The following is a 20,844-nucleotide window of genomic DNA, read 5'->3' on the forward strand; positions in this document are numbered from 1 at the left end:
GGGCCGCCCCGAAGGAGCGGCCCGAGGACCTGGTGCAGCCGACGGGCGGCCGTCACGCCAAGATCGCCGCCTGTTTCCGGTCAGTGACGGCGACCGGTGTGGTCGACGAAGGCGGACCAGGAAGCAGGAGACACGGCGAAGGAGCCCCGTCCGGTGTCCTTGGAGTCGCGGACGCGGACGGAGTGGGGGAGAGCGGCGACCTCGATGCACTCGCCGCCCTCGCCACCGCTGTAGCTGGACTTGAACCAGTGGAGCTGCTGTGCCTGGGACTGCTCGGTGTTCATAGGTCTCCTTGCAGCAACTTCTCGATGTGACGCACGGATTCGGCAGGGGACAGATCTTCGCCACACCGTACCGATGCCGGAGCAGGTGCGGCGTCGCGTACGAGGACCGGCCCATCCGGTCGGTGCACCGGCCGCCGCCCGGATGCCGACGGCGATCGGCACTGCGGGAACGACGGAGACCGGCGCAGCAGGAACAATGGGCGGCATGGCCGATCTCGACGCCCTGCGTGCCCGATTCGCCCGCGCCCTCGAAAGTGCCCGCGGCGGCGCCGGGGGTCCCGACCCCGGGCCCTACGCCGACCATCTGCTCAGGCGCTGGCAGGAGCCGCGGCGGCACTATCACACGGTCGCGCATCTCACCGCGGTGCTGGACCACGTCGACGAGCTGCAGGCGTACGCCGACGACCCCGACGTGGTGCGGCTGGCGGCCTGGTTCCACGACGCGGTGTATCTGCCGGAGCGGTCGGAGAACGAGGAGCGGTCGGCGCGGCTGGCCGAGCGGGCGCTGCCCGAGGCCGGGGTGCCGGGGGACAAGGTCGCCGAGGTGGCCCGGCTGGTCCGGCTCACCGTCACGCACGATCCCGCCGACGGCGACCGCGACGGGCAGGTGCTCTGCGACGCCGACCTGGCGATCCTGGGCTCGCCGCCTTCGGCGTACGCCCACTACACGGCGGCCGTCCGCGAGGAGTACCACTTCGTGCCCGCGGACGCCTTCCGCGAGGGCCGGGCCGCGGTTCTGCGTCAACTCCTCGATCTGCCGCGCCTGTTCCGCACGCCCTACGGCCGGGAGCACTGGGAGGCCACCGCCCGCCACAACATGCGCGGGGAGCTGGAAATGCTGTCGCAGCCGGTGCCGCCGTCCTCGTAGCCTTCGTCCGGTCGGTCGACTCCGCCCGCCTCACCTACGAGTTCCGCGAACAGGTCAGCTGAGGTTCAGCGCAGCGAACCCGCCGGCTGCGAGTTCCGCGAGCCGCCCGGCTGAAGGTTCAGCGCATCGCCCGGCTGCGAGTTCCCCAAGCTGCCCGGCTGGACGTCACGTGAACCGCCCGGCCAGACGGCCCCCTTGCGCCTGCGCAGCCCCGCCGCGTGCAGCAGCCGCACCACCTCGCGGCTGCTCACCTCCCGCGCCCCGGCGCGCACCGCGTCCGCGTACCGCTGGCGGGGGATGTCGTAGTGGTCGCGCTCGAAGGCGCGGCGCGGGACGCCGAGCCGCTCGGCGAAGGCGTGGAGTTCCTCGTAGGAGTGGTCGCTGACCAGGTGGGACCAGAGGCGGCCATGGCCCGGCCAGGTGGGCGGGTCGATGTAGAGCGTCACGACTCGGCCGCCCCGCCGCCCGTCGCCGCGCCCAGCGCGCCGACCGCCGCGACCTTCACGCCGGCCTTGGCGCACACCCAGTGCGGGTCGGGTCCGAGCTCCGGTTCCACCTCCAGCGCGTGCGGGTCACCGGAGCCGCACACCGGGCACAGCGGCCAGCGGCCGTACCGCTCCAGCAGGGCGTCCTGCACGTCCTGGGCGACCAGCCCGGCGAGGTAGGCGGAGCCCTCCGGCCACTGCTCGACCCACCAGCGGCGCCGGGCCACGGACTCCTCGACCAGGGAGACCACGTCCGCCTCGGCCACCTCGCGCGCCATCAGATCGGCGAGCACCAGGGCGCGCGCCGCGTGCAGCGCCTGTTCCAAGGGGCTGACGCGGGCAGCGGGAGAGGCGTCGCCCGAAGTACCGTGCGGGTCGGAGGGGGTCATGTCCCTATTGTGCGCACTCTTGACCGCACCACGGAGCCGAAAATATCTTTCATCTGTGACCAGTGAAGTGAAGGAAATTTTCGCGAGGGAGCGCGGCCCCGGCGGTTCCGCCTCCGCACCGCCCGCGCCCGCCGCCCTCGCGGCCAAGGTACGCACGCTGGCCCCGTCGATGACCCGCTCCATGCAGCGGGTCGCGGAGGCCGTCGCGAACGACCCGGCGGGCTGCGCGGCGCTCACGGTCACCGGCCTCGCCGAGCTCACCGGCACCAGCGAGGCCACCGTCGTGCGCACCGCCCGCCTGCTGGGCTACCCCGGCTACCGCGATCTGCGCCTGGCCCTGGCCGGGCTCGCCGCCCAGCAGCAGTCGGGCCGGGCGCCCGCCATCACCACCGACATCGCGGTGGACGACCCGATCGCCGACGTGGTCGCCAAGCTCGCCTACGACGAGCAGCAGACCCTGGCCGACACCGCGGCCGGGCTGGACACCGTGCAGCTGGGCGCCGCCGTCACCGCGCTCGCCTCGGCGGGCCGGACCGACGTCTACGGCGTCGGCGCCTCCGGGCTGGTCGCCCAGGACCTCACCCAGAAGCTGCTGCGCATAGGGCTCATAGCCCACGCCCACAGCGACCCGCACCTCGCCGTGACCAACGCGGTGCAGCTGCGCTCGGGCGACGTGGCCATCGCGATCACCCACTCCGGTTCCACCGGCGACGTCATCGAACCGCTCCGGGTCGCCTTCGAGCGCGGGGCGACCACGGTGGCGATCACCGGGCGGCCGGACAGCCCGGTCACCCAGTACGCCGATCATGTGCTGACCACCTCCACGGCGCGGGAGAGCGAACTGCGCCCGGCGGCGATGTCCTCGCGCACGGGCCAGCTGCTGGTGGTGGACTGCCTGTTCGTCGGGGTGGCGCAGCGGACGTACGAGTCGGCTGCGCCGGCGCTGTCCGCCTCGTACGAGGCACTGGCGCACCGGCACCGGGCCGGCCGCAAGGGTCCCTAGGGGGTGTCCGGGACGCCGTGGTGAGCCGCGTACGGGTGCGGGCCGGCCGCGCAGGTCCCCGCGCCCCCTGGGATGTCGCACCGCCCCCGCCGAGAAGAGACCCGAAAGAGCCGCCCCGCCCATGACCTCTGCATCCGACCCGCGTGATGTCCGCACGGAGCTGGCATCCCTCACCACCGAGGCCTACCGGCCGGAGCTGGCCGGCATCGACCGGCTGCCCACCCTCGAGATCGCCCGCCTGATGAACGGCGAGGACGCCACCGTGCCGGCCGCCGTGGCCGAGCGGCTGCCCGAGATCGCCGCCGCGATCGACGCCGTCGCCGACCGGATGGCGCGCGGCGGACGCCTGATCTACGCGGGCGCCGGCACGGCCGGCCGGCTGGGCGTGCTGGACGCCTCCGAGTGCCCGCCCACCTTCAGCACCGCCCCCGGTCAGGTCGTCGGGCTCATCGCCGGCGGCCCCGACGCCATGGTCACCTCCGTCGAGGGCGCCGAGGACTCGCGGGAGCTGGCCGAGGCGGACCTGGCCGCGCTGGATCTCACCGCCGACGACACGGTGGTCGGCATCTCCGCCTCCGGCCGCACCCCGTACGCCGTCGGCGCCGTCACCTGGGCCCGCGCCCGGGGCGCGCTCACGGTGGGCCTGTCCTGCAACGCGGGCAGCGCGCTGGCGGCGGCGGCCGAGCACGGCATCGAGGTCGTGGTGGGCCCGGAGCTCCTCACCGGCTCCACCCGTCTGAAGGCCGGCACCGCCCAGAAGCTGGTGCTCAACATGCTGTCGACGATCACCATGATCCGCCTGGGCAAGACCTACGGGAACCTGATGGTCGACGTCCGCGCCTCCAACGCCAAGCTGCGCGCCCGCTCCCATCGCATCGTCGCCCTCGCCACCGGGGCGGAGGACGCCGCGATCGAGAGCGCCCTGGCCGCCACCGACGGCGAGGTCAAGCCCGCGATCCTCACCCTCCTCACCGGCGTCGACGCCGCGACCGCCGCCCATCTCCTGAAGGACGCGCAGGGCCACCTGCGGGCGGCCCTGGAGGCCGCGGGGAGCTGACCTAGCACCGACCCGGCGGCCCCGCGCGGCCCCGGCACCCCGCCCTCCTCGGCTACCGTTGCCGGCGCCGTCCCCGCCCCGCTCATCGGCCCCTACCCTTTCCTACGGCCCCTTTTCCGAACGAGGCATCGTACGCGGCCCTCCGGCCGGCCCGGATACTGAAGCGAACCCGACCACGGAGACACCGCCATGAATCACGCGCAGCTCACCGCACTGGGCCGGGCCCTGCGGGTGCTCGGCGAGCACGGTGAGGCGCTCTCCGCCGACACCCCGGACGCCCGGCTGCACGAGGTGAGGGCCGACCTCAGGCGCGCCCTGGAGCTGCTGGACGAGACCGTCACCACCGAGGTGCCCCGCACCCGCTGCCCCGAGCACCCCACCGGTCCGGTCGACGAGAGCGCCCCGGACCTGTGCCTGCTGTGCGAGACCCGGCGCCGCGCCGCCCGCCGCGCCGAGTACGCCGGCCCCGCCCCGCAGTACCGGTCGCCCGACCCGGCCCCGTCCCGCTACGGCGTGCGCGGCGACCGCCCGCAGCCGCAGCAGCGGTGGCTGCCGGAGGCGTGGAACGGCCAGGCCTGGCAGCTGTGCGGCACGCCGCGCCGGGACCGCCGCGAGGCTGAGCTGTACCTCGCGGCCCAGCGCCGCGGCCCCCGGCCCGCCACGGCCTACCGGCTGGTCCACGAGTTCACCGACTACGAGGTGCTGCGCGTGTGGGGGACCCCCGTGCGGACCGACATCGAGCCGATGGGCGGGCTGTAGGCCCCAAGGAGGGCACGGGGGCCGGGGTCAGAGCAGCGGCAGGGGCTTGAACTCGTAGTCCGCCCACAGGCGGCGGGAGGCCTCCTCCGGGTAGGGCTCGACGCGCGGCTCGGTGTCCAGTACCTGGACCAGCCGCCGCTCGGTGTCGTAGGCGGGCCAGCCCGGGTCGCCGGTGCGGGCGAACGCCGTCCAGGCGGCCCGGAACCGGGACGACAGCGCCTTGACGTCCTCGCCGGGCTGCGCCCCGGCGAACATCAGCATCCCCAGGTCGGCCTCGAAGGTGCCGAAGAGCAGCGGGATGTCCAGGCCGTGGCAGGCGCCGAGCGCGCCGTCCAGGCCGGGTGCCGGCCAGGTGAGTTCGTAGAGGTGCGCCCGTCCGCCGCCGGCCAGATGCGCCTCGGCCAGCTTCAGGGTGGGCATGGCGAACACCCAGTCGGTCTGCACCCGCTCGTACAGCTCGCCCGGCGAGGCGTCCGGGAAGGCGGCGCGGTAGGCGTGGGCTCCGCCGGGGCCGGGGGCGTACATGCGCAGGGCGCGGTCCGCCTGCTCGGCGGTGATCTGCCCGAGCCGGCCGCCCAGGGCGATGAAGAGGCGGAACTCCTCGCGGTTGTGCCCGGTGACCAGCTCCACATCCCGGGCGGAGCCCTCGGCGAGCGCCTGCCAGGGCGTGCGCGGCAGCACCTCGCCGTCGACGACGGGCGCGTACGGGGTCAGGGTGGGCGCGGCCTGCCCCCAGCGGTCCACGGAGCGGGGCATCTTCGGGCCCAGCGTCTCCCCGGCGGCCGTCAGCTTGCGCGGGTCCACCGTCGACAGGTCCGCCACCGTCGGCCGCAGACCGACCTCGGCGGCGAGCGCGGCCCCGAGGTCACGGGCGAGGGCGTCGGAGAAGTACGTGCCGGGCACGCTCTGCGCGATCGCCCGCCGGAACAGCCCCGCCGCGCGGGGCATCGCCAGCAGCGCCGCGATCGACCCGGCGCCCGCCGACTCCCCGAACACGGTGACCTGCCCGGGGTCGCCGCCGAACGCCGCGATGTTGTCCCGCACCCACTCCAGCGCGGCCACCTGGTCCAGCAGTCCCCGGTTGGCGGGCGCCCCCTCGATGTGCGCGAAACCCTCCATCCCCAGGCGGTAGTTGAGGGTGACCACGACGACGTCGCCGTCCCGTGCGATCCGCCGGGCGTCGTAGCCGGGGCTGCCGGAGTGGCCCAGCCGGAAGGAGCCGCCGTAGATCCACACCATGACCGGCCGGCGGGCGGCCGGACCGGGCTCGGGCGTCCAGACGTTGACGGTCAGCCAGTCGTCGCCGGTGGGCAGGCTGTCCACGACGGCCCGCCCCTGCAGAGCCGCGTCCTGCGGGGGCGGCGGCCCGAAGGCGTACGCCTCCCGCACGCCGTCCCAGCCGCGCACCGGCCGGGGCGCGGCGAACCGGGCCTCGCCGACGGGCGGTTCGGCGAACGGTATGCCGCGGAACACCGCCAGATCGCCCTCGTACCGCCCGCGCACGGCACCGGCGGCGGTCCGTACGACGGGCTCGGGGCGGGCGGCGTCACCGGACGGCGGACGGGACTGGGACGTCGTCATCGGCTCTCCTCACGCGTGCGGGGGCGGCGCGAGGGAGCAAGTGCCCCTCGCGGCAGGGGCGTTCATACGTACCGGTCGGTCTTGCATGCACGACCCTACGCCCGCCCCGCTCCGTCCGCGCGGGCGGAACGCGTCAGCTCAGCGTCTTCAGGGAGGCCGCGTCGTACGGCGTCAGCTCGTCGAACCGGCCGGACAGCACCTTGGCCGCCCAGTTGGGGTCCTGGAGCAGTGCGCGGCCGACGGCCACCACGTCGAACTCGTCGCGCTCCAGGCGGTCGAGCAGGTTGTCGATGCTGCCGAGTGCCGCGCCCGCGCCCTGGAACGCCTCGATGAACTCCCCGTCCAGGCCCACCGATCCGACGGTGATGGCCGGCTTGCCGGTCAGCTTCTTGGTCCAGCCGGCGAGGTTGAGGTCGGCGCCCTCGAACTCGGGCACCCAGTAGCGGCGCTGCGAGGCGTGGAAGGCGTCGACACCGGCCGCGGAGATCGGGGCGAGGATCGCCTCCAGCTCCTCCGGCGTCTCGGCGAGCCGGGCGTCGTAGGCCTCCTGCTTCCACTGCGAGTAGCGGAAGATGACCGGGAACCCGGGCGAGACCGCCTCCCGGACGGCCGCGACGATCTCGGCGGCGAAGGTGGCGCGGGCGACCGGGTCGCCGCCGTAGGCGTCGGTGCGGCGGTTGGTGCCGGACCACAGGAACTGGTCGATCAGATAGCCGTGGGCGCCGTGCAGCTCGACTCCGTCGAAGCCGATGCGCTCGGCAGCGGCGGCGGCCTCGGCGAAGGCGGCGATGACGTCGTCGATGTCCGTCTTGGTCATGGTGCGGCCGCCCTCGGTGCCGTCGATCCGCAGCCCGGAGGGTCCGACGGCCGGCGCCTCGGGGAACGGGCCCTGGCCCTCCTGGCGCACCATGCCGATGTGCCACAGCTGCGGCACGATCCGGCCGCCGGCCTCGTGCACGGCCTCGGCCACCTTGGCCCAGCCCGCCAGCTGCTCCTCGCCGTGGAAGCGGGGCACCCGGCTGCTGCCCCCGGCGGAGGGGTGTCCGACGTACGTGCCCTCGGTGATGATCAGCCCGACACCGGCGGCGGCGCGGCGGGCGTAGTACGAGGCGACGTCCTCCCCGGGAATGCCGTTCGGGGAGAACATGCGGGTCATCGGCGCCATGGCGATGCGGTTCGGCACGGTGAGACCGTTGATGGTCACCGGACGGGACAGGACGTCGGCGGCCCGGGAGGCGGAGTCGGCGATGGTGACGGTCACGAGGGCTCCTTGACGGGGAAGGTACCGCTTGGTATGTGCGTATGCATTCAACGCACGTCAAGGAGAACCACCGCGGGGATGCGGCCATTCCGGTCCCTGCTTGTGATCCGAACCACAGCCTCGTCCCCGCGACGCTCCCGTCCCAGCCCTCCGCTCAGCGGCCGTGAAACGCCCGAGGGCGGCACCCCCCTCGCGGGGAGTGCCGCCCTCGGCTGTGAACGCGGGACGTTCGATCGACGCTGAGGCCGATCAGAAGTCCATGTCACCGCCCGGCATGCCGCCGCCGGCCGGCGCAGCGGCCTTCTCCGGCTTGTCGGCGATGACGGCCTCGGTGGTGAGGAACAGCGCGGCGATGGACGCGGCGTTCTGCAGCGCGGAGCGCGTCACCTTCGCCGGGTCGATGATGCCCTCGGCGATCAGGTCGACGTACTCGCCGGTCGCGGCGTTCAGGCCGTGGCCCGGGGTGAGGTTGCGGACCTTCTCCACCACGACGCCGCCCTCGAGGCCGGCGTTGACGGCGATCTGCTTCAGCGGGGCCTCCAGGGCCACGCGCACGGCGTTGGCACCGGTCGCCTCGTCGCCCTCGAGCTCCAGCTTCTCGAAGACCTGGGAGGCCTGCAGCAGGGCCACGCCACCACCGGCGACGATGCCCTCCTCGACGGCCGCCTTGGCGTTGCGGACGGCGTCCTCGATGCGGTGCTTGCGCTCCTTGAGCTCCACCTCGGTGGCGGCACCGGCCTTGATGACGGCCACACCGCCGGCCAGCTTGGCCAGGCGCTCCTGCAGCTTCTCGCGGTCGTAGTCGGAGTCGCTGTTCTCGATCTCGGCGCGGATCTGGTTGACGCGGCCCTGGACCTGCTCGGCGGAGCCGGCACCGTCGACGATGGTGGTCTCGTCCTTGGTGATGACCACCTTGCGGGCCTTGCCCAGCAGGTCGAGGGTGGCGTTCTCCAGCTTGAGGCCGACCTCCTCGGAGATGACCTCGCCGCCCGTGAGGATGGCGATGTCGCCGAGCATGGCCTTGCGGCGGTCGCCGAAGCCCGGGGCCTTGACGGCGACGGACTTGAAGGTGCCGCGGATCTTGTTGACGACCAGGGTCGACAGGGCCTCGCCCTCGACGTCCTCGGCGATGATCAGCAGCGGCTTGCCCGACTGCATGACCTTCTCCAGGAGCGGGAGCAGGTCCTTGACATTGGAGATCTTGGAGTTGGCGATCAGGATGTAGGGGTCGTCGAGGACGGCCTCCATACGCTCCATGTCGGTGGCGAAGTACGCCGAGATGTAGCCCTTGTCGAAGCGCATGCCCTCGGTGAGCTCCAGCTCCAGACCGAAGGTCTGCGACTCCTCGACGGTGATGACGCCTTCCTTGCCGACCTTGTCCATCGCCTCGGCGATCAGCTCACCGATCTGGGTGTCGGCGGCGGAGATGGACGCGGTGGAGGCGATCTGCTCCTTGGTCTCGACGTCCTTCGCCTGCTCCAGCAGGGCGGCGGAGACGGCCTCGACGGCCTTCTCGATGCCGCGCTTCAGGGCCATCGGGTTGGCACCGGCGGCAACGTTGCGCAGGCCTTCCTTGACCAGGGCCTGGGCGAGCACGGTCGCGGTGGTCGTACCGTCACCGGCGACGTCGTCCGTCTTCTTGGCGACTTCCTTGACCAGCTCGGCGCCGATCTTCTCGTACGGGTCCTCGAGCTCGATCTCCTTGGCGATGGAGACACCGTCGTTGGTGATCGTGGGGGCGCCCCACTTCTTCTCGAGGACGACGTTGCGGCCCTTGGGGCCGAGGGTCACCTTGACGGCGTCCGCGAGCTGGTTCATGCCGCGCTCGAGGCCGCGCCGCGCCTCCTCGTCGAACGCGATGATCTTGGCCATGTGAAGTGGTCCCTCCAGGACTGGGGGTGATTCCTTCGGACCGCGCCCGCGCCCGCGACGGACGGCTCGCACGCCTTGTGGTTCCTTGCCCCACCCGGCCTGCGGGCCTCACCGACCCGGTCCTTCCGCTGTCACTCTCACCTTCAGAGTGCTAACGCCCAATGATTAGCACTCGACCCATGCGAGTGCAAGCGCCCTCCAGGGTTCGGACAGGCTCCCGGCGGCGCTCGCAGGGGTGTCGCGCGCCCCGTATCCCCTGGTCCCGGCATGTCCGGAGGACGTGGTCCCGGCACGGCGAAGGGCCCGCACCCGGCGGGGTGCGAGCCCTTCGTCAGTGAACGATGCCTGCGGCTGGTAAGCGTTCAGGCGGTGACGCGAACCATGTCGGCCTGCGGGCCCTTCTGGCCCTGCGAGATCTCGAACTCGACCCGCTGGCCCTCTTCCAGGGTGCGGTAGCCGTCCATCTGGATCGCGCTGTAGTGGACGAAAACATCCGCACCACCGTCGACCGCGATGAAGCCGTACCCCTTCTCCGCGTTGAACCACTTGACGGTGCCCTGAGCCATGCCTAACTCCCCTATTACTGGCCCTTGCACAGATCCACACTTCGCGGATCCGGGTCAGACCTCACCCCCCAACGGTTGGGGGCGTGCGCCGGAACGCGTCGACCGCGGCTGAATGTATCTGTCCAACTGCCGTCTGCAACAGGTCAATCGGACGAGAAATCTGGACGACACCGGTCCGGAATGTGGCGAGAATTCACCCGAATTCAGGGCAAGTCGGGCCGTACAAATGCCGCAAAAGCCGCGAAAAGCGCCCGCACTTTGGCCATTTCCAGTCGGGCGTACGGCAGGAATTCAGGGTGCTCGATCGCTGGATCGGGAGCGCGTTCCCCAACTCTACCGCGCTCAACCCCATGGAATTGCCCCCTCCGCATCTCTCACGGAGGGGGCAACACGGTGAACGCTCGGTAATCGACGTTACCGAGGGTAATGTCCGGCGGGGATCAGCCGCCGGCGACGGCCGGGATGATGGACACGCCCGCACCGTCCGGGGTGGCGGTCTCAAGGCCCTGCTCGAAGCGGACGTCGTCGTCGTTGACGTAGACGTTGACGAACCGGCGCAGCTTGCCCTGGTCGTCCAGGACCCGGGCGGCGATCCCGGTGTGGTTCTTCTCCAGGTCCTCGATGACCTCGGCGAGGGTGGACCCCTCGGCCGTGACCTCGGCCTTGCCACCCGTGTAGGTGCGCAGGATGGTCGGGATGCGGACGGTGACGCTCATGGTGTGGACCTCCGGTCGACTGACGCCCCAGGGGCGCGGGGAACTGCGTGGCCGGCCCGCACCGGCCCGCAGACGTACGGCAGGCGGCGCTCAGGCGAGGCCGGCCTCGCGGAACGACTCCAGGCTGGGCCGGATCGTCGCGGTGAGCCCGGTACCGGCCACCGCGTCCAGCGTCTTCAGACCGTCACCGGTGTTGAGCACCACGGTGGTCTTCGACGGGTCCAGCACCCCGTTCTCGACGAGCTTGCGGGTGACGCCCACGGTCACCCCGCCGGCGGTCTCCGCGAAGATGCCCTCGGTGCGCGCCAGCACCTTGATCGCGTCGACGATCTGCTCGTCCGTCACGTCCTCCACCGCACCGCCGGTGCGGCGCGCGATGTCCAGGACGTACGGCCCGTCCGCCGGGTTGCCGATCGCCAGCGACTTGGCGATGGTGTCCGGCTTCTGCGGGCGCACCACGTCGTGCCCGGCCTTGAAGGCGGCCGACACCGGCGAGCAGCCCTCGGCCTGGGCACCGAAGATCTTGTAGGGCTTGTCCTCGACGAGGCCCAGCTTGATCAGTTCCTGCAGACCCTTGTCGATCTTGGTGAGCTGGGAGCCGGAGGCGATCGGCACCACGATCTGGTCCGGCAGCTGCCAGCCCAGCTGCTCGCAGATCTCGTAGGCGAGCGTCTTGGAGCCCTCGGCGTAGTACGGCCGCAGGTTGACGTTGACGAAGCCCCAGCCCTCGCCGGCCGGGTCGCCTATCAGCTCGGAGCAGAAGCGGTTCACATCGTCGTAGTTGCCCTCGATGCCGACCAGCTCGCCGCCGTAGACCGCCGCCATGACGACCTTGCCCTGCTCCAGGTCGTGCGGGATGAACACGCAGGAGCGGAAGCCGGCCCGGGCGGCTGCGGCACCCACCGCGCCGGCCAGGTTGCCGGTGGAGGAGCAGGACAGGGTGGTGAAGCCGAAGACGCGGGCCGCCTCCAGGGCCTGGGCGACCACCCGGTCCTTGAAGGAGTGCGTCGGGTTGCCGGAGTCGTCCTTGACGTACAGCCCGCCGGTGATGCCCAGCTCGCCCGCCAGGTTGTCGGCCTTGACCAGCTTGGTCCAGCCGGGGTTGAGGTTGGGCTTGTCCGCCACGTCGGCCGGAACGGGCAGCAGGGGCGCGTAGCGCCAGATGTTCGCGGGGCCCGCCTCGATGCGCTTGCGGAGCTGCTCGGTGTCGTAGGAGGAGAAGTCGTAGGCGACCTCGAGCGGGCCGAAACACTCCTCGCAGGCGAAGACCGGGCCGAGCGGGACGCGGTGGCCGCACTCGCGACAGCTCAGGGCCGCTGCGGGGCCGAGGTCCACAGTCCGGGCGGACGTGGTACCCGTGGAGTCCGTGGAGTCCGTGGAGCTTGCAACAGTCTGCACAGCCATATGAGGCGAGGCCCTTTCTCCTCATCTTCCTCACGACGCATCTCGCCGTGAGACGGATTTGGCACCTTCCCTAGCCGGGAGCCTCGCCACGTCCGTGTGACAAGAACCGACTGGAGGGTTGCCGGGGCTTCATCGGGCCGTGTCCCTCTGCCCCTCTGGATGAGCGGTGTTCAGTTGTCCGCGCGGCGACCCCGGCATGCGATGGTCACGCGCGTTGTTCAAGACTGTAACCGACAGCCAGGACACTTGAGACAGCTGTCCGAACCGCGAGATGGATCACGACCAGTGAGGAGCCGCCGACCGTGCTGGAAGAAGTCGAGCGCTGGCTGATCGACCGCTCCTGGTCCGTGACCGACCGCCCGCTGCACCGGATCCTGGCCGCCAAGCGGGCCACCGGGCAGACGGTGAGCGTGGTGCTGCCCGCGCTGAACGAGGAGGAGACGGTCGGCGACATCGTGTCCGTCATCCGGGACGAGCTGCTGCTGAAGGCACCCCTGGTGGACGAGATCGTGGTGGTGGACTCCGGTTCCACCGACCGCACCTCGGAGGTGGCCGCGGCTGCGGGGGCGCGGGTGGTGCACCGGGACGAGATCCTGCCCCGGCTGCCCGCCGTCCCCGGCAAGGGCGAGGTGCTGTGGCGCTCGCTGCTGGTCACCCGCGGCGACATCGTCTGCTTCGTCGACGCCGACCTGCGCGACTTCTCCGCCGACTTCGTCACCGGCATCGTCGGCCCGCTGCTCACCGAGCCGGACGTGCACTTCGTGAAGGCGATGTACGACCGGCCGCTGGGCGCCGCCGCCGGGCAGGGCGGGCGGGTGACGGAGCTGATGGCCCGGCCGCTGCTCAACATGCACTGGCCGCGGCTGGCCGGCTTCGTGCAGCCGCTGGGCGGCGAGTACGCGGCCCGCCGCTCACTGCTGGAGCGGCTGCCCTTCCCGGTCGGCTACGGCGTGGAGCTGGGCCTGCTCATCGACGCCCTGCACCTGGTGGGCCTCAACGCCCTGGCGCAGGTGGACGTGGGAGTGCGCAGGCACCGCCACCAGGACGGGCAGGCGCTCGGCCGGATGTCCGCCGCGGTCTACCGCACCGCCCAGCTGAGGCTGGCCCGCGGGCATCTGATCCGCCCCGCGCTGACCCAGTTCGAGCGGTCCGGGAACACCTTCGAGCCGCGCACCTACTCGGTGGACACCGAGGAGCGGCCGCCCATGGCGGAGATCGCGGAGTACCAGGAGCGCCGGGTCGCCTGAGAATCAGCGTGACATTCGTATACGGCCGGGCTCTACGTTTGATTGTCCGAGGGCCGGGCTAGGTTGAGCTTTATGGCTTCGACGTTCGGTGCAGCTCAGGTGCTGGTGGCCTCGAATCGGGGGCCGGTTTCCTACGTGAAGGACGACGACGGCTCCATGCGCGCCAAACGGGGCGGCGGCGGGCTGGTCTCCGGGCTGTCGGCGATCGGACCGGACGCGGGTGCGCTGTGGGTGTGCTCGGCGCTGTCCGACGGCGACCGCGAGGCCGTGCGCCGCGGGATCGGCGAGGACGGCGTGCGGATGCTGGACATCCCGGCCGAGGTGCACGCGGACGCCTACAACGGGATCGCCAACTCGGTGCTGTGGTTCGTGCACCACATGCTGTACCAGACGCCGCTTGAGCCGGTGTTCGACGCGGAGTTCCGCCGGCAGTGGGCCTCCTACGAGACCTACAACCGGGCGTTCGCCGAGGCGCTGGCCGAGGAGGCGGCGCAGGGCGCGGCCGTGCTGGTGCAGGACTACCACCTGACGCTGGTGCCGGGCATGCTGCGCGAGCTCCGCCCCGACCTGCGGATCGGGCACTTCTCGCACACCCCGTGGGCGCCGCCGGAGTACTTCCGGATGCTGCCCGACGACGTCGCCCAGCAGGTGCTGCGCGGCATGCTGGGCGCGGAGCGGCTCGGCTTCCTCACCCGCCGCTGGGCGGACGCCTTCACCGCCTGCTGCGAGCACTTCACGGGCGGCCTCGGCGACACCCGGATCGGCGTGCACGGCCTGGGCGCCGACCCCGACTTCCTGCGGGAGCGCGCCCACCGGGAGGACGTCGAGGAGCGCATGGCCGAGCTGCGGCGCGAGATCGGCGAGGGCCGCCGCGCCATCGTGCGGGTGGACCGCACCGAGCTGTCGAAGAACATCGTGCGCGGTCTGCTCGCCTACCGGCAGCTGCTCGCGGACCACCCGGAGTGGCACGAGCGGGTGGTGCACGTCGCCTTCGCCTACCCCTCCCGGCAGGATCTCGCCGTCTACCGCGACTACACCGCCCAGGTGCAGCGGGTCGCCGAGGAGATCAACGAGGAGTTCGGAACGGAGGGCTGGCGCCCGGTCGTGCTGCACGTCAAGGACGACTTCGCCCGCTCGCTGGCCGCCTACCGGCTGGCGGACGTGGGGCTGATCAACCCGATCCGCGACGGGATGAACCTGGTCGCCAAGGAGATCCCGGTCCTCTCCGACCAGGGTGCCGCCCTGGTGCTGTCCCGTGAGGCGGGCGCCCACGAGGAGATGGGCGAGGACGCGATCACGGTCAACCCCTACGACATCTCCGCCACGGCCGAGGCCCTGCACGAGGCGCTGACGCTGTCCCCGGCGGACCGCGCGGAACGCTGCAAGCGTCTCGCCGCGGCCGCCACCGCCCTGCCCCCGGCCAAGTGGTTCCTGGACCAGCTGAACGCGCTGCGGGAGGGCTCGTGAACCACGACGCGGCCGGCCGCCGCTCCGGCTCCCCGGACGGCTCCGTCCCGGAGCCCGTCACCCGGGCCGGGCGCGAGGGCCTTCAGGCGCTGCTGGCGCGGCCGGGGAAGGCACTGATCGGGCTGGACTTCGACGGGACGCTCGCGCCGATCGTGGCCGACCCGGAGCAGGCGCGGGCCCACTCCGAGGCCGTGCCGGCGCTGGCCGCGCTGGCGCCGAAGGTGGCCTCCGTGGCCGTGATCACCGGGCGGCCGCCCGAGGTGGCGGTGCGCCTCGGGGGCTTCGCGGGCGTGAGCGGCCTGGAGCACCTGGTCGTCCTCGGGCACTACGGTGCCGAACGCTGGGACGCCCGCACCGGCGAGCTCACCGCTCCCCCGCCGCACCCCGGGGTGGCGGGGGCCCGTGCCGAGCTGGCGGGGCTGCTGGACGGGACGGGCGCCGCGCAGGGGGCCTGGATCGAGGAGAAGGGGCGCGCGGTGGCGGTGCACACGCGGCGGGCCGCCGACCCCCAGGCCGCGTTCGAGGCGCTGCGGGAGCCGCTGAGCGAGCTGGCCGCGCGGCACGGGCTGATCGTCGAGCCCGGCCGGATGGTGCTGGAGCTCCGCCCGCCGGGCATGGACAAGGGCGTCGCCCTGCTGGAGTACGCCCGCGAGATCGGCGCCGGCTGCGTCCTCTACGCCGGTGACGACCTGGGCGATCTGCCGGCCTTCTCCGCGGTGGACGAGCTGCGCTCGGACGGTGTGCCCGGCCTGCTGGTGTGCAGCGGCAGCGACGAGGTGACCGAGCTGCGGGAGCGCGCGGACCTGGTGGTCGACGGCCCCGAGGGGGTCGTGGGGCTGCTGCGGGCGCTCGCACAGCGGATCGGCTGAGCGGATCGGCTGAGCGGATCGGCTGAACTCCGGTCGCCTGAGTTCCGGCCGACCCCGCTGCCAGCGCCGGTTCGGGGCCAGGTCAGCGCTCGGCGCGCCGCCGTTCCCGCACCCGGCGCAGGCGGTTCACCGTCACCGGGTCGTGGGCCAGGGCGCGCGGGTCGTCGAGGAGGGCGTTGAGGAGCTGGTAGTAGCGCACGGGGGACAGACCCAGCTCCTCGCGTATCGCGCGTTCCTTGGCGCCGGGGCCGGAGAAGCCGCGGCGTTCCAGCGCGAGGATGCTGCGCTCGCGGCTGCCCAGGCCGCCGGCCGTCGGTTCCTCGTCCATGCCCGCACCGTAGCCCCTGCCACCGACATCGCACGGCCCCGGGCCGGGCGGCGACCGGACGAAGGTACGGGCGGCGGCCTCCCTGCCGGCTACTGCCCGCTGCCGGCCCGGCTCGCCGTCACCTGGAGGCTGCTCAGCACGGACTGCGGGTCGCCGTCCGGGGCGACCGCCTTGCCGATCTGCTTCTTCACGGCCGCGTTGACCGCCGCCCAGGCGCGGTCGCCGACCGGGTACAGCTCGGAGGTCACCAGCTGCTCCAGGAACGGCTTGAGGTGCTTGTCCTGCTCGGCCTCGGCCATCGTCCGGGACGCGGAGGAGGTCACCGGCAGCAGGTTGTAGTCGCGGGAGAAGGCGAGCACCTGCTCCTCGCCGTAGACGAAGTCGAGGAAGTCACCGATCTCCTCGCGGTGGCCGTGCTTCTTGAAGGCCATCATCCAGTCGGCGACGCCGAGGGTGGCGGAGCTGCGGCCGTCCTTGCCCGGGGTGGGCACCATGCCGTACTCGACGCCGTTCTTCTCGGCCATCGCCATCAGGGAGGGGTGGCCGTTGAGCATGCCGACGTCGCCCGCGGCGAACGCCTTGAAGGCGTCGGCCCGGTTCAGCTTGCCCGGCGGGACGGGTCCGGTCAGGCCCTTGCCGACCAGCTCGTCCTTCAGCCAGGTGAAGGTCTCCACGTTGCGGCTGGAGTCGATGTTGAAGGAGCCCACGGAGTCGGTGTAGCCGCCCTTGCCGCTGAGCAGCCACTGCATGGTCTCGGCCTGCGCCTCCTCGGGGCCGAGCGGCAGCGCGTAGGGGTACTTCACGCCCTTGGCCTTCAGCGCGGCGGCGTCGGCGGCCAGCTGCTCCCAGGTCTGCGGCGGGGTGATGCCGGCCTCGGCGAACAGCTCCTTGTTGTAGAAGAGCACGCGGGTGGAGGAGGCGAACGGCATGCCGTACTGCGCGCCGTTGACCCGGCCCGCCTCGGCCAGCTGGGAGACGAAGTCGGCCTGGACGGGTATGGAGAGCAGGTCGTCGGCGCGGTAGAGGAGGCCCTCGGCGGCGTAGTCGGCGTAGGCGCCGATCTGCGCCATGTCCGGCGGGTCGCCCGCGTCGACCATCTCCTTGACCTTGCGGTCGACGTCGTTCCAGGAGTAGACGTCGACCTCGATCCTGACGCCGGGGTGACCGGCCTCGTACTTGTCGATCAGGGCGTCCCAGTACTTGCGGGAGCTGTTGGCGGCCGAGGTGCCGTAGTCGGCGGCGACCAGGTGCAGGGTGACGTCGGAGGAGCCGATGCCGGCACCGCATCCGCCGAGGACCCCCGTCAGCCCCAGTGCGGACACCACCGCGATCGCCCTCTTGCTGACCCGTCGCTGCACTGCTGCTCGCCCCAAATCCGGCGCCCCGCGCCATCCGAAACGTTTCGATTACCGGATTATGGTCTACACCACGTGAGTGGACTAGACCTCTCGCGGGTCCGGGGGTCACACTGTTCTACGTGGAACATGTCATCGCCCTCGACGTGGGCGGCACCGGGATGAAGGCCGCCCTGGTCGGGGCGGGTGGCGAGCTGCTGCACCGGGCTCGCCGGGCCACCGGGCGGGAACGCGGCCCGGACGCGGTCGTCGCGGACATCCTCGACTTCGCCGCCGAACTGCGCGCCCACGGCGCCGACCGCTACGGCGAGCCCGCCTCGGCCGCCGGTGTCGCCGTCCCCGGCATCGTCGACGACACCCGCGGCATCGCCGTCTACTCCGCCAACCTCGGCTGGCGCGACGTCCCGCTGCGCGCGCTGCTCGGCGAGCGGCTCGGCGGGGTACCGGTCGCCCTCGGCCACGACGTGCGCACCGGCGGGCTCGCCGAGGGCCGGATCGGGGCCGGGCGGGGCGCCGACCGGTTCCTGTTCGTGCCGCTGGGCACCGGGATCGCCGGCGCCATCGGCATCGACGGCCGGGTCGAGGCGGGCGCCCATGGCCTCGCGGGCGAGATCGGCCACATCGTCGTACGGCCCGAAGGCACCGAATGCCCCTGCGGGCAGCGCGGCTGTCTTGAGCGGTACGCCTCCGCCGCGGCGGTGAGCGAGGCCTGGGCGGCGGCCTGCGGCGACCCTGGGGCCGATGCGGCCGACTGCGCCAAGGCCGTCGAGTCCGGCGACCCGCGGGCCCGCGCGGTGTGGCAGGAGGCCGTCGACGCCCTCGCCGACGGGCTTCTCACCGCGCTCACCCTGCTGGACCCGCGCACCGTGATCGTCGGTGGCGGGCTGGCCGAGGCAGGAGAAACCTTGTTCACACCGCTGCGGGAGGCCGTCCGGCGGCGGATCACCTTCCAGAAACTGCCCTCACTGGTCCCCGCGGCCCTCGGGGACACCGCCGGATGCCTGGGCGCGGGACTCCTCGCCTGGGATCTCCTCGCATCCACCGACCCCTCGGAGGTAACCACCTGATGGCCCCCACCAAGGTTCTGACCGGTGCCCGGGTGGTACTGCCCACCGGGACCGTGGACGACGGCCGCGTGATCGTCGAGGGCACGCGGATCACGGACACGGCCCCCGGCGACGCCGAGACCGTCGACCTGTCCGGCCACTGGCTGGTACCCGGCTTCGTGGACATCCACAACCACGGGGGCGGCGGGGCGTCCTTCGCCGGCGGCACCGCGGAGGACGTCCTCAAGGCGGTGCGGACCCACCGCGAGCACGGCACCACCACGGTGGTCGCCTCCGCCGTCACCGGGGACCTGGACTTCCTCGCCCGGCACGCCGGGATGCTGGCCGAGCTGGCCCAGCAGGGCGACATCGCCGGCATCCACTTCGAGGGCCCGTTCATCTCGCCGTGCCGCAAGGGCGCGCACGACGAGGAACTGCTGCGCGACCCCGACCCGGCCGAGGTCCGCAAGCTGATCGACGCGGCGCACGGGCACGCGGTGATGATGACGCTGGCGACCGAACTGCCCGGCGGCCTGGACTCGGTGCGGCTGCTGGCCGAGCACGGGGTGATCGCGGCCGTGGGGCACACGGACGCCACCTACGAGCAGACCGTGGCCGCGATCGACGCGGGCGCCACGGTCGCCACCCACCTCTTCAACGCCATGCCGGTACTGGGCCACCGCGCGCCCGGCCCGATCGCGGCGCTGCTCCAGGACGAGCGGGTCACCGTCGAGCTGATCAACGACGGCACCCATCTGCACCCGGCCGCACTCCAGCTGGCCTTCCGTCACGCGGGCGCCGACCGGGTCGCGTTCATCACCGACGCGATGGACGCGGCCGGCTTCGGCGACGGCCGCTACATGCTCGGCCCGCTGGAGGTCGACGTCGCGGACGGCGTGGCCCGGCTGGTCGAGGGCGGCTCGATCGCGGGCTCCACCCTCACCCTGGACCGCGCCTTCAAGCGCGCGGTGACCGTGGACGGCCTGCCCGTCGAGGACGTCGTCACCGCCATCTCCGCCACCCCGGCCCGCCTGCTCGGCCTGGACGACCGCATCGGCTCCCTGGAGCCCGGCAAGGACGCCGACCTGGTCGTCCTGGACGCCGAGTTCACCGTCCGGGGCGTGATGCGCCGGGGGGAATGGGTGGTGGATCCCCGACTGGGCTGACCTGTCCCGTGGCCGCGGCGACGGTGGCCGGTCCGAGGGGTGGGCCGGTCGCCGTCTGTTTGGCATGATCGTGTCTCCGGGGCCCAGGCAAGGCGCAGGCACAAGGGGGAGGTCGTCCCGGTGATCCTCACGGTCACGCTGAACACCGCGCTCGACATCACCTACCGCGTACCGTCCCTGCGGCCTCACGCCTCCCACCGGGTCTCCGAGGTGACCGAACGCCCCGGCGGCAAGGGCGTCAACGTGGCACGGGTGCTGGCAGCCCTCGGGCACCAGGTGACCGTGACCGGGTTCGCGGGCGGTACGACGGGACAGATCCTGCGCGAACGCCTGATGCAGGTGCCGCATCTGACGGACGCACTGGTCCCGGTCTCCGGCACGACGCGCCGCACCATAGCCGTGGTCGACGACCTCTCCGGCGGCACCACCCAGCTGAACGAACCGGGCCCCACCATCACCCCGGCCGAATGGTCGGCCTTCCAGGAGGTCTACGAGGACCTCCTCGCGGGCGCCTCGGCGGTCGCCCTGTGCGGCAGCCTGCCGCCGGGCATCCCGGTGGGCGCCTACGCGGGCCTGATCCGCACCGCACGCGCGGCCGGCGTCCCGGCCCTGCTGGACACCAGCGGGGCGGCGCTGCGCCGCGGGGTGGCGGGCCGCCCCGACATCCTCAAACCCAACACCGAGGAGCTGGCCGAACTCACCGGCTCCCACGAGCCGCTGCGCGCCACCCAGGACGCCCGCCGCAGGGGCGCGGGCGCGGTGGTGGCGTCCCTCGGCGCGGAGGGCCTGCTGGCGCTCAGCCCGGAAGGCCGCTGGCGCGCCACGCCTCCGGCGGCCCTGCGCGGCAACCCGACCGGCGCGGGCGACTCCGCGGTCGCCGGCCTGCTCTCCGGCCTGGTCGACAACCTCCCCTGGCCGGACCGCCTGACCCGCGCGACCGCCCTGGCCGCGGCGACGGTCCTCGCACCGGCAGCGGGCGAGTTCGACCGGCAGGCCTACGAGGAACTCTCCGGCCGGGTGACGGTCTCGGCTCAGGTGCCGGCGGCCTAGGTGCAATACCGGTGACTTTGTTGGGGTCTGGTCGTTGGATGGGTTGTGCCAAGGCCGGGTCAGGTGAAGTC

The 20,844-nt window shown here is 72.5% G+C and carries 20 protein-coding genes, 1 pseudogene and 1 riboswitch; of the genes and pseudogenes, 10 read left to right on the forward strand and 11 right to left on the reverse strand.

Annotated features, from left to right (window positions below; genetic code table 11):
• Nucleotides 1-80: 80 nt before the first annotated feature.
• Nucleotides 81-284 (reverse strand): DUF397 domain-containing protein, encoded by a 204-nt coding sequence (locus ABD198_RS08535; RefSeq protein ID WP_343999057.1) that lies wholly within the window; start codon nucleotides 282-284, stop codon nucleotides 81-83.
• A 205-nt stretch (nucleotides 285-489) separates the two neighbouring features.
• Between ABD198_RS08535 and ABD198_RS08540 the strand changes: the two genes are divergently transcribed.
• Nucleotides 490-1,152 carry an HD domain-containing protein gene (locus ABD198_RS08540; RefSeq protein ID WP_343999059.1) on the forward strand — a complete coding sequence of 221 codons (663 nt, stop codon included), beginning with the start codon at nucleotides 490-492 and terminating at the stop codon, nucleotides 1,150-1,152.
• A gap of 185 nt (nucleotides 1,153-1,337) precedes the next feature.
• Here ABD198_RS08540 and ABD198_RS08545 read toward each other — a convergent pair.
• Both ABD198_RS08545 and ABD198_RS08550 read right to left on the reverse strand, forming a co-directional pair.
• Nucleotides 1,338-1,598, reverse strand: a pseudogene (locus tag ABD198_RS08545) (DUF4031 domain-containing protein); the annotation flags it as partial.
• Nucleotides 1,595-2,026, reverse strand: coding sequence for a hypothetical protein (locus ABD198_RS08550; RefSeq protein ID WP_343999062.1), 432 nt, complete (start codon nucleotides 2,024-2,026; stop codon nucleotides 1,595-1,597). The gene ABD198_RS08550 and the pseudogene ABD198_RS08545, both read right to left, overlap by 4 nt.
• 55 nt (nucleotides 2,027-2,081) lie before the next feature.
• Between ABD198_RS08550 and ABD198_RS08555 the strand changes: the two genes are divergently transcribed.
• The 3 genes from ABD198_RS08555 to ABD198_RS08565 all read left to right on the forward strand — a co-directional run bounded on the left by ABD198_RS08555 (nucleotide 2,082) and on the right by ABD198_RS08565 (nucleotide 4,845).
• The gene (locus ABD198_RS08555; RefSeq protein WP_343999064.1) at nucleotides 2,082-3,029 is read left to right on the forward strand and encodes a MurR/RpiR family transcriptional regulator; all 948 of its coding nucleotides are present in this window, start codon (nucleotides 2,082-2,084) and stop codon (nucleotides 3,027-3,029) included.
• Between the two features lie 121 nt (nucleotides 3,030-3,150).
• Nucleotides 3,151-4,086: an N-acetylmuramic acid 6-phosphate etherase gene (murQ, locus tag ABD198_RS08560; protein ID WP_343999066.1), complete on the forward strand. Its 936-nt coding sequence runs from the start codon at nucleotides 3,151-3,153 to the stop codon at nucleotides 4,084-4,086.
• Between the two features lie 189 nt (nucleotides 4,087-4,275).
• A complete protein-coding gene (locus ABD198_RS08565; protein ID WP_343999067.1) occupies nucleotides 4,276-4,845 on the forward strand; it encodes a hypothetical protein in 570 nt (189 codons plus the stop codon).
• Between the two features lie 27 nt (nucleotides 4,846-4,872).
• On the opposite strand, the gene ABD198_RS08570 is transcribed toward ABD198_RS08565, so the two are convergent.
• The 6 genes from ABD198_RS08570 to thrC all read right to left on the reverse strand — a co-directional run bounded on the left by ABD198_RS08570 (nucleotide 4,873) and on the right by thrC (nucleotide 12,245).
• Nucleotides 4,873-6,426 (reverse strand): carboxylesterase/lipase family protein, encoded by a 1,554-nt coding sequence (locus ABD198_RS08570; protein ID WP_343999068.1) that lies wholly within the window; start codon nucleotides 6,424-6,426, stop codon nucleotides 4,873-4,875.
• Between the two features lie 133 nt (nucleotides 6,427-6,559).
• A complete protein-coding gene (locus ABD198_RS08575) occupies nucleotides 6,560-7,687 on the reverse strand; it encodes an NADH:flavin oxidoreductase (RefSeq protein ID WP_343999070.1) in 1,128 nt (375 codons plus the stop codon).
• A 249-nt stretch (nucleotides 7,688-7,936) separates the two neighbouring features.
• A complete protein-coding gene (groL, locus tag ABD198_RS08580) occupies nucleotides 7,937-9,559 on the reverse strand; it encodes a chaperonin GroEL (protein ID WP_343999072.1) in 1,623 nt (540 codons plus the stop codon).
• Nucleotides 9,560-9,921: 362 nt separating this feature from the next.
• Nucleotides 9,922-10,125 (reverse strand): cold-shock protein, encoded by a 204-nt coding sequence (locus ABD198_RS08585; RefSeq protein ID WP_004986573.1) that lies wholly within the window; start codon nucleotides 10,123-10,125, stop codon nucleotides 9,922-9,924.
• Between the two features lie 440 nt (nucleotides 10,126-10,565).
• On the reverse strand, nucleotides 10,566-10,841 hold the full coding sequence (locus ABD198_RS08590) for a MoaD/ThiS family protein (RefSeq protein ID WP_167996234.1): 276 nt from the start codon (nucleotides 10,839-10,841) through the stop codon (nucleotides 10,566-10,568).
• Between the two features lie 90 nt (nucleotides 10,842-10,931).
• Complete coding sequence (thrC, locus tag ABD198_RS08595) at nucleotides 10,932-12,245, reverse strand: threonine synthase (protein ID WP_343999076.1); 1,314 nt, start codon at nucleotides 12,243-12,245, stop codon at nucleotides 10,932-10,934.
• A gap of 18 nt (nucleotides 12,246-12,263) precedes the next feature.
• A riboswitch (SAM riboswitch) is annotated at nucleotides 12,264-12,411 on the reverse strand.
• A 136-nt stretch (nucleotides 12,412-12,547) separates the two neighbouring features.
• Here thrC and ABD198_RS08600 point away from each other — a divergent pair.
• The 3 genes from ABD198_RS08600 (at nucleotide 12,548) to otsB (ending at nucleotide 15,828) form a co-directional block, all read left to right on the forward strand.
• On the forward strand, nucleotides 12,548-13,492 hold the full coding sequence (locus tag ABD198_RS08600; protein WP_343999078.1) for a glucosyl-3-phosphoglycerate synthase: 945 nt from the start codon (nucleotides 12,548-12,550) through the stop codon (nucleotides 13,490-13,492).
• A gap of 72 nt (nucleotides 13,493-13,564) precedes the next feature.
• A complete protein-coding gene (locus tag ABD198_RS08605; RefSeq protein ID WP_343999081.1) occupies nucleotides 13,565-14,959 on the forward strand; it encodes an alpha,alpha-trehalose-phosphate synthase (UDP-forming) in 1,395 nt (464 codons plus the stop codon).
• The gene (gene otsB / locus ABD198_RS08610; protein ID WP_343999082.1) at nucleotides 14,956-15,828 is read left to right on the forward strand and encodes a trehalose-phosphatase; all 873 of its coding nucleotides are present in this window, start codon (nucleotides 14,956-14,958) and stop codon (nucleotides 15,826-15,828) included. The genes ABD198_RS08605 and otsB overlap by 4 nt, the downstream gene beginning before the upstream one ends.
• 82 nt (nucleotides 15,829-15,910) lie before the next feature.
• On the opposite strand, the gene ABD198_RS08615 is transcribed toward otsB, so the two are convergent.
• Together ABD198_RS08615 and ABD198_RS08620 are read right to left on the reverse strand one after the other, a co-directional pair.
• Entirely contained in the window at nucleotides 15,911-16,156 is a 246-nt protein-coding gene (locus ABD198_RS08615) for a DUF3263 domain-containing protein (protein ID WP_343999084.1), read from the reverse strand.
• Nucleotides 16,157-16,245: 89 nt separating this feature from the next.
• Nucleotides 16,246-17,514 (reverse strand): extracellular solute-binding protein, encoded by a 1,269-nt coding sequence (locus ABD198_RS08620; protein ID WP_486388887.1) that lies wholly within the window; start codon nucleotides 17,512-17,514, stop codon nucleotides 16,246-16,248.
• Between the two features lie 119 nt (nucleotides 17,515-17,633).
• On the opposite strand from ABD198_RS08620, the gene ABD198_RS08625 reads away from it, so the two are divergent.
• The 3 genes from ABD198_RS08625 (at nucleotide 17,634) to ABD198_RS08635 (ending at nucleotide 20,773) form a co-directional block, all read left to right on the forward strand.
• On the forward strand, nucleotides 17,634-18,578 hold the full coding sequence (locus tag ABD198_RS08625) for an ROK family protein (RefSeq protein WP_343999088.1): 945 nt from the start codon (nucleotides 17,634-17,636) through the stop codon (nucleotides 18,576-18,578).
• Entirely contained in the window at nucleotides 18,578-19,723 is a 1,146-nt protein-coding gene (gene nagA, locus ABD198_RS08630) for an N-acetylglucosamine-6-phosphate deacetylase (protein ID WP_343999090.1), read from the forward strand. The genes ABD198_RS08625 and nagA overlap by 1 nt, the downstream gene beginning before the upstream one ends.
• A 120-nt stretch (nucleotides 19,724-19,843) precedes the next feature.
• A complete protein-coding gene (locus ABD198_RS08635) occupies nucleotides 19,844-20,773 on the forward strand; it encodes a 1-phosphofructokinase family hexose kinase (protein WP_343999092.1) in 930 nt (309 codons plus the stop codon).
• Nucleotides 20,774-20,844 lie beyond the last annotated feature (71 nt).

Origin of the sequence: Streptomyces thermocarboxydovorans (assembly GCF_039524635.1) — a bacterium.
In the GTDB taxonomy this organism is placed as follows: Bacteria; Actinomycetota; Actinomycetes; order Streptomycetales; family Streptomycetaceae; genus Streptomyces; species Streptomyces thermocarboxydovorans.